At 65.7% G+C, this 11,805-nt stretch carries 13 protein-coding genes; all 13 read right to left on the reverse strand.

The window, feature by feature from the left end:
- Positions 1 to 2: 2 nt before the first annotated feature.
- Positions 3 to 1,292 (reverse strand): TolC family protein, encoded by a 1,290-nt coding sequence (locus NYO99_RS17970; RefSeq protein WP_268168651.1) that lies wholly within the window; start codon positions 1,290 to 1,292, stop codon positions 3 to 5.
- A 90-nt stretch (positions 1,293 to 1,382) separates the two neighbouring features.
- Complete coding sequence (locus NYO99_RS17975; RefSeq protein ID WP_133611117.1) at positions 1,383 to 1,658, reverse strand: hypothetical protein; 276 nt, start codon at positions 1,656 to 1,658, stop codon at positions 1,383 to 1,385.
- A 231-nt stretch (positions 1,659 to 1,889) separates the two neighbouring features.
- Complete coding sequence (locus NYO99_RS17980) at positions 1,890 to 2,234, reverse strand: DUF305 domain-containing protein (protein ID WP_133611118.1); 345 nt, start codon at positions 2,232 to 2,234, stop codon at positions 1,890 to 1,892.
- 73 nt (positions 2,235 to 2,307) lie between these two features.
- Positions 2,308 to 2,727 carry a Cu(I)-responsive transcriptional regulator gene (cueR, locus tag NYO99_RS17985; protein WP_133611119.1) on the reverse strand — a complete coding sequence of 140 codons (420 nt, stop codon included), beginning with the start codon at positions 2,725 to 2,727 and terminating at the stop codon, positions 2,308 to 2,310.
- Positions 2,724 to 5,159: a heavy metal translocating P-type ATPase gene (locus tag NYO99_RS17990; protein ID WP_268168652.1), complete on the reverse strand. Its 2,436-nt coding sequence runs from the start codon at positions 5,157 to 5,159 to the stop codon at positions 2,724 to 2,726. The genes cueR and NYO99_RS17990 overlap by 4 nt, the downstream gene beginning before the upstream one ends.
- A gap of 316 nt (positions 5,160 to 5,475) precedes the next feature.
- Positions 5,476 to 5,994, reverse strand: a complete 519-nt coding sequence (locus tag NYO99_RS17995; RefSeq protein ID WP_268168653.1) for a DUF305 domain-containing protein — start codon at positions 5,992 to 5,994, stop codon at positions 5,476 to 5,478.
- Between the two features lie 95 nt (positions 5,995 to 6,089).
- Positions 6,090 to 8,528 (reverse strand): copper-transporting P-type ATPase, encoded by a 2,439-nt coding sequence (locus NYO99_RS18000; protein WP_422395517.1) that lies wholly within the window; start codon positions 8,526 to 8,528, stop codon positions 6,090 to 6,092.
- Between the two features lie 43 nt (positions 8,529 to 8,571).
- Entirely contained in the window at positions 8,572 to 8,832 is a 261-nt protein-coding gene (locus NYO99_RS18005) for a heavy-metal-associated domain-containing protein (protein ID WP_268168655.1), read from the reverse strand.
- A gap of 125 nt (positions 8,833 to 8,957) precedes the next feature.
- The gene (locus NYO99_RS18010) at positions 8,958 to 9,563 is read right to left on the reverse strand and encodes an undecaprenyl diphosphate synthase family protein (RefSeq protein ID WP_268168656.1); all 606 of its coding nucleotides are present in this window, start codon (positions 9,561 to 9,563) and stop codon (positions 8,958 to 8,960) included.
- Between the two features lie 150 nt (positions 9,564 to 9,713).
- Positions 9,714 to 10,085 carry a four-helix bundle copper-binding protein gene (locus NYO99_RS18015; RefSeq protein WP_268168658.1) on the reverse strand — a complete coding sequence of 124 codons (372 nt, stop codon included), beginning with the start codon at positions 10,083 to 10,085 and terminating at the stop codon, positions 9,714 to 9,716.
- Positions 10,086 to 10,368: 283 nt separating this feature from the next.
- The gene (locus NYO99_RS18020) at positions 10,369 to 10,848 is read right to left on the reverse strand and encodes a DUF411 domain-containing protein (RefSeq protein ID WP_268168659.1); all 480 of its coding nucleotides are present in this window, start codon (positions 10,846 to 10,848) and stop codon (positions 10,369 to 10,371) included.
- Positions 10,848 to 11,390 (reverse strand): cupredoxin domain-containing protein, encoded by a 543-nt coding sequence (locus NYO99_RS18025; RefSeq protein ID WP_268168660.1) that lies wholly within the window; start codon positions 11,388 to 11,390, stop codon positions 10,848 to 10,850. The genes NYO99_RS18020 and NYO99_RS18025 overlap by 1 nt, the downstream gene beginning before the upstream one ends.
- An 82-nt stretch (positions 11,391 to 11,472) precedes the next feature.
- Positions 11,473 to 11,805: a copper-binding protein gene (locus NYO99_RS18030; protein WP_268168661.1), complete on the reverse strand. Its 333-nt coding sequence runs from the start codon at positions 11,803 to 11,805 to the stop codon at positions 11,473 to 11,475.

Here is an 11,805-nt window from a genome sequence, read left to right on the forward strand (position 1 = left end):
GTTCACTCCGCGATGAGATAGGCCAGGCGGGCCTGCTGGGCCAGCACCTGGGCTTGCAAGTCCAGGGCGCGCAGCTGCACCTCGGCGGCGCTCCTGCGTGCCGTCAGCACGGTGCCGAGGTCGGCGCGGCCGGCCTGGTAGCTGGCCAGCGTCACCTGCACGCGCTCCTTGGCCAGCGGCATCGCGGCAGCCTGCAGGCGTTGCAGCACGCGCTCGGCGCGCTGCAGGTCGGCGACCAGCGCATCGACCTCGGCGCGCACGCGGCGCAGCGCATCCTCCCGCTCGGCCTGCAGCCGCTCCACTTCCTTCTGCCGCGAGGCCACCACCGGCTCCTGGCGCGTCGCGCGCGAGACTGGGAGCTCGAAGGTGAGCTGCACCGACACCATGTCCCCAAAAGCCCGGGCGCGGTTGCCGTAGGCGACTTCCCAGCCCCAGTCGCCACGGCGCATGGCGACGGCTTCTTCAACGTCGGCCCGGGCCATGGCCAGCATGGGCGCGAAGGCCAGCAGGTCTGCGTGACGATCCAGGCTGTCCAGCAGTCGGGCGAGGTCCAGTCGAAGCGCAGGCGGTTCGGCCTGGGCCGACAGCTCGGGCTGCTCGCCCGTCCACCGTCGCAGCTGAGCACGTGCCTGCTCGACGGCAGCCTGTAGCTCGTCGCGACGGTCGGCGAGCTCCAGCGTCTCTTGCCGTGCCATCAGTGCGTCTGCCGGCATTGCGCCTCCAGAGGCGAGGCGTGAGGCCAGCGTGTCCTGTAGAAGTCGGTCTTCCTGCTCCAGCGCCGCGAACACCGCCAGCCGGCGTTGCGCGAAGTGCAGCCCCAGCCAGGCCAGCGCCGCTTCGCGCCGCACTGCAAGCCGTTCGGACTCCAGCATCGCCCGTTCTCGCGCGGTCTTGGCATCGGCCGCCTCCCGCTGGGCCGCCCGCCTGGCGGCGTTTGGCACGTCCTGCATGAGCCCGACCCGGCGCATCGTCATCGAGTCTCGGTTCCAGCTGAAACGCTCCGGGCCGGAGACGGGGAAGTTCTCGATCCCGACGGCGAGCTTGGGGTTGGGCAGTTGCCCGGCCGCCGTTCGTGCCTGCTGGGCGCCGTCGGCGGTTGCCTGGCGCGCGGCCAGCGCCGCCGAATGCTGCTCGGCAAGCAGCAGCGCCTGCTCGAAGCTGATGGGTGCGGCGCGGACTGTCCCGACGACGGTCAGGAACACCGTGGCCAGGACGGCCACGCGTGTGCGGCGCGAGGCTGAGCACGCGCCCTGATGGCGGAAGCGTGATCCCGCCGAAAAGAAGATGGCCATGACGGCACTCCACAAAAGCCCTGGAAGCGATCGAGTGATCGCGCTGACTTCATCGCGCTACCGAGCAATCGGCAACGCCGGCGTCAGGGCTTAAATGCGGAAGACCTGGAGTGCGAGATAGACCGGCGGTGCGCCATCGGGCGGGCCGGTGTGGGCGGCAACGATCGCAGGCAACGCCTGGGCCGCCTGGGGCGCTATCCACAGCGCCAGTCGCGTGAGCAGCCGGTCGAGCAGAACCGCTGGCGCTACGTCCGCCACGGGCGCGTTGTTGACCGTCTGCTTGTCGCGGTCGCAGTGCGCCTTGCACAGCTGCGGCTGTTCGGGGTCCATGCTGGACATGGCTTCGCAGTCAGGCATTGCTGCCATGGCCGGCTCACCAGCGACGCCCTGCGGAGCGGGGCACGCGTACGCGGCCGTGGCGAACTGAAGGCATACCAAGACCGTCGCAAGCATGCTTGCGATCCAGCGCCGGTACACCTTCGTCAACCTCATGTCACCAGTTTACAGAGCAAGCCTACCGATGTGCTGGCCTTCGTTTGCGCCAACGCAAGGCCATGCGACATATGGGCGCGGTGCGGTGCAATGAGGCGAGGAGACTCACTTGCTCTTCTGCAGCCAGGCCTCGAGCTGGGCAATTTCCTTGGACTGATCCTTGATCATCTTCTCGGCCATCGCCTTCAACTCTGGCGACTTGCCGTGCGCGACCTGAACCTTGGCCATGTCCAGCGCCTGCTGGTGATGCATCTTCATCATCATGGCGAAGTCCTTGTCGGTGTCGCCAGTCATCTTTATGCCCTGCATCTGCTGCATGCCGGACATCATGCTTTTGTGCATTTGCTCCGAGCCGTGGTTGGCAGATTGGGCGGTAGCGGCGCCGCTCATTCCGAGGATGAGGCCGGTTGAGCAAAGTGCGAGCCGTAGTGCAGCGACAGAACGATTCATGGAGAAGTCTCCTGGGTGGCTGGCGGATGACCCGCCAGCCCATCGCCGGCAATCAACGCTCCCGCTGGTAAGTTCAATCAGCGAGCTCATCCAGGATCGGGCAATCCGGCCGCTGATCGCCGTGGCAGCAGTCGGCCAAGCGCTCCAGCGTGCGCTTCATGGCCTCAAGCTCTTTCATGCGCCGGTCCAGGTCTGCCACATGCGTGAGGGCTATTCGCTTGACATTGGCGCTCGCCCGGCGGCGGTCCTGCCAAAGCTTCAGCAGCTCGGCGATCTCCGCCATGCTGAAACCCAGGTCGCGTGCTCGCCTGACGAAGCGCAGCGTGTGGATTTCCTTGCCGGTGTACTGCCGGTACCCGGAATCGGTGCGGCCCACCTTGGGCAGCAACCCGAGCGACTCGTAATGGCGCACCATCTTGGCCGACACGCCGGAGCGTGCCGCGGCCTCCCCGATGTTGAAGGGGCCGTCGGTATGCGAGGTGGCGGTGCTCATTGCTGACTCCCTTTCCAGCTGCGCAGCATCAGCGCGTTGGTGACGACGCTCACACTGCTAAAGGCCATAGCGGCAGCGGCCACCACGGGGCTGAGCAGCCCGAAGGCCGCGAGCGGGATTCCGATGACGTTGTAGACGAAGGCCCAGAACAAGTTCTGGCGAATCTTGGCGTAAGTGCGCCGTGAGATGTCGATCGCATCGGCGACGAGCGCCGGGTCGCCACGGATGAGTGTGATGCCAGCGGCATGCATGGCCACATCGGTGCCGGTGGACATCGCGATGCCGACATCGGCCGCCGCCAACGCCGGCGCGTCGTTGATGCCGTCACCGACCATGGCCACCCGGTGGCCACCGTTCTTCAACGCGGTGACGATCTCGGCCTTGTCTTCAGGGAGCACCTCGGCGCGGATCTCAACGATGCCCAACTGCTGGCCGACCGAATCGGCGCTGCCCTGGTTGTCCCCGGTCAGCATGACGGTTCTGATGCCCAGCCGGTGCAGTTCCTGAACCGCGCGTGCCGCCGACGCCTTCGGCGCATCTGCGAAGGCCAGCAGACCGATCAGCTGCGGTTTGTCCCCCACGTCCGCCAGCCACGACACGGTTCTACCGCTCGCCCGCAACGCCTGCGCACGCGCCTCCAACGCAGTCAGGTCGACACCCAGCTCCTGCATGTAGCGACTGCTGCCCAGCCTCAGCTGGCGCTGGCGTACGACTGCCGCCATGCCGCGTCCGGCAACGGCCCGGACTTCACTGGCCATAGGCACGCCGACACGCTCCCGCTTCGCGGCGCCCATGACCGCGCGAGCCAGCGGATGCTCGCTATTCGCCTGAATCGCCGCGCTTGCCCCCAGCAATCCAGCGTCGTTGCCGTCCACCGCCTCAAAGGCCACGAGCTCCGGCTTGCCTTCAGTCAGCGTGCCGGTCTTGTCGAAAGCGACGACCCCGACGCCGTGCGCCACCTCCAGCGCTTCGGCATCCTTGATGAGGACGCCATGACGCGCCGCGACGCCGGTACCGGCCATGATCGCGGTCGGCGTGGCCAGGCCGAGGGCACAGGGGCAGGCAATCACCAGCACCGCGACGGCGTTGAGGATGGCTCCTTCCCAGTCACCGGTGCCCAGTCCCCAACCGAGCAGCGTCACCAACGCGATGCCGATGACCACCGGGACGAAGACCGCGCTGACGCGGTCGACCAGTCTCTGGATAGGCGCCTTCTTGGCCTGCGCCGACTCGACGAGGCGGACGATCCTGGCCAAGGTGGACTCGGCTCCCACGGCCAAGGTCCGAATGAGCAGCAAGCCCTCGGCGTTGACCGACCCGCCCGTCGCCCGGTCACCCGGGTGCTTGGGGACCGGCAGGCTCTCCCCGGTGATCATGGACTCGTCGATCTCGCTGGCACCCTCGACGACTTCGCCATCAACGGGCACGCGCTCGCCAGGCCTGACAACGACCAGATCGCCGACACGAACGTCTGCAAGGGCCACATCCACATCGGTCCCGTCGCGGCGCACGCGGGCGCGGTCCGGCCGCAATGCCTGCAGCGCGCGGATCGCCTCGGTCGTCTGGCGCTTGGCGCGCCCCTCCAGCCATTTGCCCAGCAGCACCAGCGTGATGACCACGGCCGATGCCTCAAAGTACAGCTGGTGCATGGCGTGCTCGCCGTGCACCAAGAGCTGGTAGACACTGAGACCATAGCCAGCGGAGGTGCCCAAGGCGACCAGCAGGTCCATGTTGCCGGCACCCGCGCGCAGCGCCTTCCAGCCGGCCCGATAGAAGCGCGCGCCCAGCCAGAACTGGACGGGCGTCGCGAGCAAAAGCTGCAGCCAGCCGGGCAACATCCAAGGCAGGCCGAACAAGGCCGTGAACATGGGCAGCACCAGCGGGGCCGACAGCACGCCGGCGACCGCGACGGGCCACCATTCGGGAAGACGATGCCTGTTGGGCGCAGCCTCGGCAGCGCCTTCGGTCACAGCGCCGGACTCGGTCACTGCGCGCGCGGCATAGCCGGCCCGCTCGACGGCGCGCAGTACCGCGCCCATGTCGATCTCCCTGGCAGCCAAGCGGACTTGGGCTTGCTCTGTCGCCAGATTCACCTCGGCCGCAATCACGCCGGGAACCTTCAACAGCGCTTTCTCGACGCGGGCGACGCAGGACGCGCAGGTCATACCTTCGATTTGCAGGCTCAGTGCCTGCTCGGGCACTTCGTAGCCGGCCTTCTCGACGGCGGCTCGCAGTACGCCGAGATCGACTTCAGGTGCAGCCTCAACGGCTGCCGCCTCGGTCGCCAGGTTGACACTGGCTTCGCGGACGCCAGGCACCTTGACGAGCGCCTTTTCAACGCGGGCGACGCAGGACGCGCAGGTCATCCCGGAGATCGGGAACGACCAGCGGCGAACGTCTGCCGATGGCGGGGTTTGAGCAAGAGAGTTCATGTCTTCCTTCCTGGTCGGCTGGCGTGCCAACTCGTGAACGGAAGTCTCAAGCTTGCCATGATTGGAGGGTCAAGGGGTTCGTACATTTTTTTTAGGCTTGCAGCCACCATTGCAATGGAAGCACAGCTGGCCCGAGGTCATCACCACGCAGATGCAATCACCTTCAGGGGCCGCAATGTTTCCGGCATCCCCTAGTGGATGCGTTCTGGCGTCACCAGCGGATGGAAGCCTATGAAGCGGGCATGACCGCTGCGAGTGCGCAGGTTGCGGCTTTGTCAGATTGAAGCGCCAATAGACATCTGCCGCCAGGGAAGGTTCATTTCGACGCACGCAAGCGTGCGGCGATCACTTCCATCTGCTCAATCTCTGCGCGTTGCGCTTTGACGATCTCACCGCAGAGCGTCAGAAGCTCCGGGTCGGCAAGGTTTGCTTCCCGGCACATGAGGATCGCTCCGGAATGGTGGGGAATCATCGAGTCGATGAACTGCCGGTCGTCAACCAGAGCCTGGCGGCGCGTTGCCAGCAGTGAGGCGAAGAACAGGACCGTCAGGCCGGCATAGAGCGCAAGGTTCAGCGGCTTGTTGCCGTACATCTTGCCCATCGTTGCCAGCATGATCACCCCCATCGGGGCGAGCATCGTCAGCGCCATGTAGAGCATGTTCACGTTGTTCCGGTAGTCACGCCCGCCGTCGATCATGGTGAACATGGCGAGGTACATCGGGATCAGGCTCAACGCGAGGTTGAGCGCAAACATCCAATAGGCGCGTGCCGACGAACCGTCGTGAGCGGTGCCGTGCTTGCCGGATTGGGCGGGGTGGTGAGCTTGATGATCCATGTCGAACTCCTGTTGCTGGTTTCAAGACGGTCGCCATCTGCCGGTGATGGGGCCCAGGTCCCCAGGAAAGGCTCAACCGTGCAGGGGAAGTGGCATCAAGTCGTCGCCCGCAATCGCAGCGAGTTCGCCACGACACTCACCGATGAAAGGCTCATGGCCAGCGCCGCAATCATGGGCGACAGCAGCCAGCCGGTGAACGGGTACAGCAGGCCGGCGGCAAGCGGCACGCCCAGGCCGTTGTAGACGAAGGCAAACAACAGGTTCTGCCGCATGTTGGCCACCGTCGCCTGAGAGATTTCTCGCGCCCGGGCAATGCCGCGCAGATCGCCCTTGACGAGGGTGACCTGCGCGCTGTTCATGGCCACGTCGGTACCCGTGCCCATCGCGACGCCGACATCGGCCTTGGCCAGCGCCGGAGCGTCGTTGATGCCATCGCCCGCCATGCCGACGACTCTGCCTTCGCGCTGCAGCCGCTCGACCAGCGCCAGCTTGTCCGCAGGTTTGACTTCACCGTGTACGTCGTCGATGCCAAGCTGCTGGGCGACCGACCGGGCCGTGGTCAGGCCATCGCCCGTGGCCATCACCACGCGCATCCCGGCGTCATGCAAGCTCTGTACCGCCTCCGGCGTGCTCTGCTTGATCGGGTCCGACACCGCCAGCAATCCGAGCAATTGGCCATCGCCGGCCAGGAACATGACGCTGCTGCCCTGCTGGCGCAGCGCTTCCGCCATGCCGCTAAGCGTGGCCACGTCGACGCCGTCCTGCTCCATCAGGGCGGTGTTTCCCAAAGCGATCTGGCGACCGTCGACCTGGCCGCGTACACCGATGCCAGTCGACGACTCGAAGTCGATGGCCGCCGACAGGGACAGCTTGCGGTCGTGTGCCGCCGCGACGATCGCCTGAGCCAGCGGATGCTCGCTGCCCTGGTCCAGGCTGGCGGCGAGGCGCAGCACTTCGTCTTCGGACTGCCCAGGAACCGGAACGGCGCGGTCAAACGCCGGCTTGCCTTCCGTCAAGGTGCCCGTCTTGTCCACGATCATCGTGTCGACACGCCGGAAGTGCTCGATGGCGGAGGCGTCCCGAAACAGGATCCCCTGCGTGGCCGCCTTGCCCGTGGCCACCATGATCGACATCGGCGTTGCCAGCCCGAGCGCGCAAGGGCAGGCAATGATGAGCACCGACACGGCGTTGATCATGCCGAACTGCCACCCCTGGTCGCCACCAAACAGTCCCCAGCCGAACAACGACGCCAGGGCGATGCCGACAACCACGAGCACGAACCAGCCAGCGACCTGATCCGCCATGCGTTGCATGGGTGCCTTGGAGCGCTGGGCCTGGGAGACCATCTGGACGATCTGCGACAACATGGTCTGCGAGCCCACGCGCTCGGAGCGCATCACCAGCGAGCCGGAGGTGTTGATGGTGGCGCCGATGACCTTGTCGCCCGGTCGCTTGGTGACCGGCACCGGCTCACCCGTCAGCATCGCTTCATCGATGGCACTGGAGCCTTCGATGACCACGCCGTCCACCGGCACCTTCTCGCCCGGGCGGATGCGCAGACGGTCGCCCACATGGACATGCGTCAGCGGCACGTCGGCCTCGGAGCCGTCAGGTTCGATCCGGCGGGCCGTCTTCGGCGCGAGGTTCAGCAACGACTTGATGGCTGCCGAGGTCTGTGAACGGGCCCGCAACTCCAGCATCTGACCCAACAGGGTCAGGGAGATGATGACCGCCGCCGCCTCGTAATAGACACCGACGCGGCCATGCGCCACGAAGCTGATCGGGAACAGCTGCGGCGCGATTGTCGCCACCACGCTGTAGATGAACGCAGCACCCGTGCCGATGCCGATGAGCGTCCACATGTTGGGACTGCGATGGAGCATCGACTGCGCGCACCTCACGAAGAATGGCCAGCCCGCCCACAGGACGACGGGCAAGGACAGCAGCAGTTCAACCCAGCTTTGTGTGGCCGGTGCCATCCAGCCCAGGCGATGGCCGGCCATCGCGAGCGTCGTGATGACGACCGTCAGCGGCAGAGTCCACCAGAAGCGGCGCGAGAAGTCGCGCAGTTCAGGGTTGTCGTCATCCGCCGTCGCTTCGGGGATGAGCGGCTCCAGCGTCATGCCGCATTTGGGGCAGTTGCCCGGATGGTCCTGGCGGATCTCCGGGTGCATTGGGCAGGTGTAGATCGCGCCCGGACTGTTCGCTTCGCTCGGACTTGCGACTGCGGCCGCCGTCGGTCGCAGGTTCGCTGGCGGCGTTCTGGCGTCCAGCGGGTCACGCTGCTGGGGTGCGTGAGCAGATCCATGCACCGCGTGAGTAGACGTGCCATGCCCGTGGTGGTGGTGCGAGTGAGCGTGCTGCGACTCCGGCACGTCGCCACCAACGGCTGCCAGGTGCATGCCGCACTTGGGACAGTCACCGGGCGTGTCTTGACGGACCTCCGGATGCATGGGGCAGCTGTACTCCCGCGCTCCAGTGGGCTCCGCCGGATGCTTGTCATGGCTGGCGTGATCGTGGCGGTGTGGATCCATGGGGTCGCTCCGTTAGAACTGCAATACGCCAGCGTGGCGGGTCTCAGCGGCTGCACCCGCAGCAGCTGCCGGCTGCCTTCTGCGGCGGCTCGGCTGCGACTGCAGCAACGGGCGTTGGGGTGTAGCCCGCCTCTTCGATGGCGGTCTTGAGTTCCGCCTCGTCGGCGGCGCGAGATTCGATCTGAACCCGCTTGCTCGCCAGGTCGATGGCGACCTGCGCGTCACCGTCCAAGAACTTGACGGCCTTCGTAATCATGCTGACGCAGTGGCCACACGTCATGTCCTTCACTTCAAAAGCAACCATGTCCATCTCCTACAAAAACGTTCCTGGCATCCAGTGGCGCCACTTTGAAGCTTCCCCCCGTGGCAAGGTCCAGCAGTCTCTGCGCTAACCCCTCCGGTCAGCAGGGTCTTGAGGGGCGACCAGACTCAGCCGCCCCGCGTGCGGTCCTGCCGCTGGAACCACGCAAGCGCATCGTCGAGATGAGACGGCTGGAAATCCGGCCACAGCTCATCGACGACATAGATGTCCGCATAGACCGACTGCACCGGCAGGAAGCCGCTCAGCCGGCGACCACCGCCCCACCGGACGATCAGTTCCATCCTGGAGACCTGATCGGATTGCAGCTGGCCGGTGCGCAGCCCGTCGAGATCCCACTCCCAGCCGTAGTTGACGAGGAAGTTGACCTTGATGCCGCCGCTGCATCGTTGCCTGAAGGGCTTGAGCTCGGGCGGGAACACCGGTGAACGGTCATCACCGACCACCAGCAGCGCAGCGCCGCGACGGGCGACTTCCAGCGCGAACGCAACGCGGGCAGATCGGAAATGCTCGGTCTGCACACTGGGCCGGCGGGTGTTGTCCTGCGTGAAGCCGTACACGGAGACTTCTTCCACGCCGAGTTGCTGACACTGCTCGAACAAGCCCAGGCCCGGCGCGATGCCGTGCGCGTAGCCGGCCTCTTTGGGAAGCGTCTTGCTTGTCGCCCAGCGACGGTTCCCGTCCGGGATGAAGCCGATGTGGCGGGGAAGAACCATGCGTCCCTTCGGTGGGGTTTTGAAAACCGAATGCTCGCTGGATGAACGCCGCATCACTGAAAGGTCTCCGCTTGGAAGGAGGTCAGCGACCAGAGCGCCAGCCATGCTCATTGCGCGATAGGCGCCAAGGCGGGTGGCAGGTTCAGCACGTCAATGCCCGTGCTCGCTGGTCGACCGTACCGTTGCCCGCGGGGACTGCGCCATGCGACGGCATTCCTGTGCACAACGACGGCAAGCTTCGGCGCAGGCCAGGCAATGGTCCATCGTGTGCTTGCCGCACTCGTCGGCGCACGCGTCGCAGATGTCAGCGCACAGTGCGCAGATCGCCTGAACGTGTTCACTGCCCCGCGCCATCGCCGCTGAAGCGAGTTGGCAGATGGCCGCGCAGTCCATGTCGAGCGCGATGCAGCGCGCCATCATCTTGACGTCCTGCTCTTGAAGGCATGCAGTTGAACAGTGGTGACACGCGACAGCGCATTGGTCGCATGCTGCGATGCAGGTTGCATGCAGTTGGTGAGCCATGGGATGCTCCTTGAACGCGGAGGATTCCGCGTCGCACAGGCGGCAAGGCACGGTCCCGGCGAAACCCGCTCAAGACGCCCGCGTCAGCCGGAACCGCCCCCTGCCAGCGCATCGGGCGCGGCATGAGGCGGGAATCCGGCAGGCGGTGCAGACGCTCAGGTCATATCTACAAACGTACTTGCCGGACCGAACGACGCTGCAATCGCCGCGCGGGCTGAATCTGAGTCACGACCAGGGCGGAAAAGAAGGGTCTTGGCGTCCACGAGGATTCCTTCCGAGAGGCTCAACGGAAGTAGGACTGGTACACGCGGGTGCTGCCGTCCTTGAGCACGAGCAGCACGTCGTAGGGCTGCGTCTGGTTGTCGAAGTCGGGGCCATCCATGCCGGGGCTGCCCAGGGGCATGCCTGGCACGGCCAAGCCGATGGCCGCGGGCTTCTCCTTTAGCAAGCGCTTGATCTCGCGCGCAGGCACATGCCCTTCGATGGCATAGCCTTCGATCTTTGCCGTGTGGCATGAGCCCAGCTTGACGGGGATGCCCAAGGCCTGGCGCGCACCAGCGTTGCCGATGTCGTGGATCGTTCCAACGCCGATGCCCTGGGCCTCCAGGTGCTTGAGCCAGGTCTTGCAGCAGCCGCAGTCAGGAGACTTCCAGACCTCGACCTTGGCAGGCTTGGCGCTCGCGAGCGCTGGCAAGGACAACGCCACGGCGATGCCCACACTGGATTTGAGGATGCGGCGGCGATTCATCTTGATGCCCGCCATCAGTGCTTGTGGTCGTGGCCGTCAGCCGCCTTGGCGCTCTTGGAGGCGGGTTTGCCACCGCCTTTGGCGACGGTGACCGCGCCCTTCATGCCAGCGTCGTAGTGGCCGGGCTGCAAGCAGGCGAAGTCGACCTTGCCGGCCTTCGTGAACTGCCAGACCACCTCGCCGGTCTTGCCGCCAGCCAGCGTGATCATGTTCGGGTCTTCATGCTCCATCTCCGGGAACTTGAGCATCTGCTGGTAGTGCTCCTTGAGTTCCTTGTCAGTGCCGAGCACGAACTCGTGCTTGAGCTTGCCGGAGTTCTTGATTCGGAAGCGGACCGTCTCGCCTTGCTTCACCTCAATGCTGGCCGGGTTGAAACGCATGCCGTCGGTCATGTCCACATCCACGGTGCGCGTGACCAAGGCGGGTTTGCCTGGCACGCCGATGGCGTTGTCGCCACCTTTGTCATGCCCGTGGCCGCCGGCGTGGGTGCCACCGGCGAAGGCCATGCTGCTGGCCGCGCAAAGGGTGACCATGGCGGTGAAAGTGCGGAGCTTCATCAGTCGTTACTCTGGGTTGGGGTTGCTGGCGCGTGTCGGGAGGTGACTTGGCGATGCGCAGGTGGCGCAGTGGCGAAGCGCGTTAGGGTGCTTTCAACAGCTCGGTGACCTTGATCGAGCCGTCGACCTTGTCGGCCTTGAACTTGACTTGGTCACCGACCTTCACGCTCCCGAGCACTGCCGGATCGGCGCGAAACACCATCGTCATGCCAGGCATGCCGAGGTTGTCGATCGGACCGTGCTTGAGCGTGATCTTGCCTTGGCTGACATCGATCTTCTTGACCTCGCCAACGGCGTAGGCAGCGCCTGCCGGGGCGCTGGCCGCCGGAGTGTCGTTGGCGGCCATCGCGGACCATGGCAATGCAGCGAAAGCGCTGGACAGCGCGACGGCCAGGGAAATGATGCGGAGTTTCAT

The organism is Roseateles hydrophilus (assembly GCF_026712245.1).
In the GTDB taxonomy this organism is placed as follows: domain Bacteria; phylum Pseudomonadota; class Gammaproteobacteria; order Burkholderiales; family Burkholderiaceae_C; genus Pelomonas; species Pelomonas hydrophilus.

Excerpts from the sequence above, each read along its gene's own strand:
- NYO99_RS18000 (WP_422395517.1), bottom strand. The coding sequence starts at position 8,528 with ATGGATCCACACCGCCACGATCACGCCAGCCATGACAAGCATCCGGCG.
- NYO99_RS18025 (WP_268168660.1), bottom strand. The coding sequence starts at position 11,390 with ATGAAGCTCCGCACTTTCACCGCCATGGTCACCCTTTGCGCGGCCAGC.
- NYO99_RS17995 (WP_268168653.1), bottom strand. The coding sequence starts at position 5,994 with ATGGATCATCAAGCTCACCACCCCGCCCAATCCGGCAAGCACGGCACC.
- NYO99_RS18030 (WP_268168661.1), bottom strand. The coding sequence starts at position 11,805 with ATGAAACTCCGCATCATTTCCCTGGCCGTCGCGCTGTCCAGCGCTTTC.
- NYO99_RS18005 (WP_268168655.1), bottom strand. The coding sequence starts at position 8,832 with ATGGTTGCTTTTGAAGTGAAGGACATGACGTGTGGCCACTGCGTCAGC.
- NYO99_RS17980 (WP_133611118.1), bottom strand. The coding sequence starts at position 2,234 with ATGAATCGTTCTGTCGCTGCACTACGGCTCGCACTTTGCTCAACCGGC.
- NYO99_RS18020 (WP_268168659.1), bottom strand. The coding sequence starts at position 10,848 with ATGGCGGGCATCAAGATGAATCGCCGCCGCATCCTCAAATCCAGTGTG.
- NYO99_RS18010 (WP_268168656.1), bottom strand. The coding sequence starts at position 9,563 with ATGGTTCTTCCCCGCCACATCGGCTTCATCCCGGACGGGAACCGTCGC.
- NYO99_RS17990 (WP_268168652.1), bottom strand. The coding sequence starts at position 5,159 with ATGAACTCTCTTGCTCAAACCCCGCCATCGGCAGACGTTCGCCGCTGG.
- NYO99_RS17975 (WP_133611117.1), bottom strand. The coding sequence starts at position 1,658 with ATGGCAGCAATGCCTGACTGCGAAGCCATGTCCAGCATGGACCCCGAA.
- cueR (WP_133611119.1), bottom strand. The coding sequence starts at position 2,727 with ATGAGCACCGCCACCTCGCATACCGACGGCCCCTTCAACATCGGGGAG.
- NYO99_RS18015 (WP_268168658.1), bottom strand. The coding sequence starts at position 10,085 with ATGGCTCACCAACTGCATGCAACCTGCATCGCAGCATGCGACCAATGC.
- NYO99_RS17970 (WP_268168651.1), bottom strand. The coding sequence starts at position 1,292 with ATGGCCATCTTCTTTTCGGCGGGATCACGCTTCCGCCATCAGGGCGCG.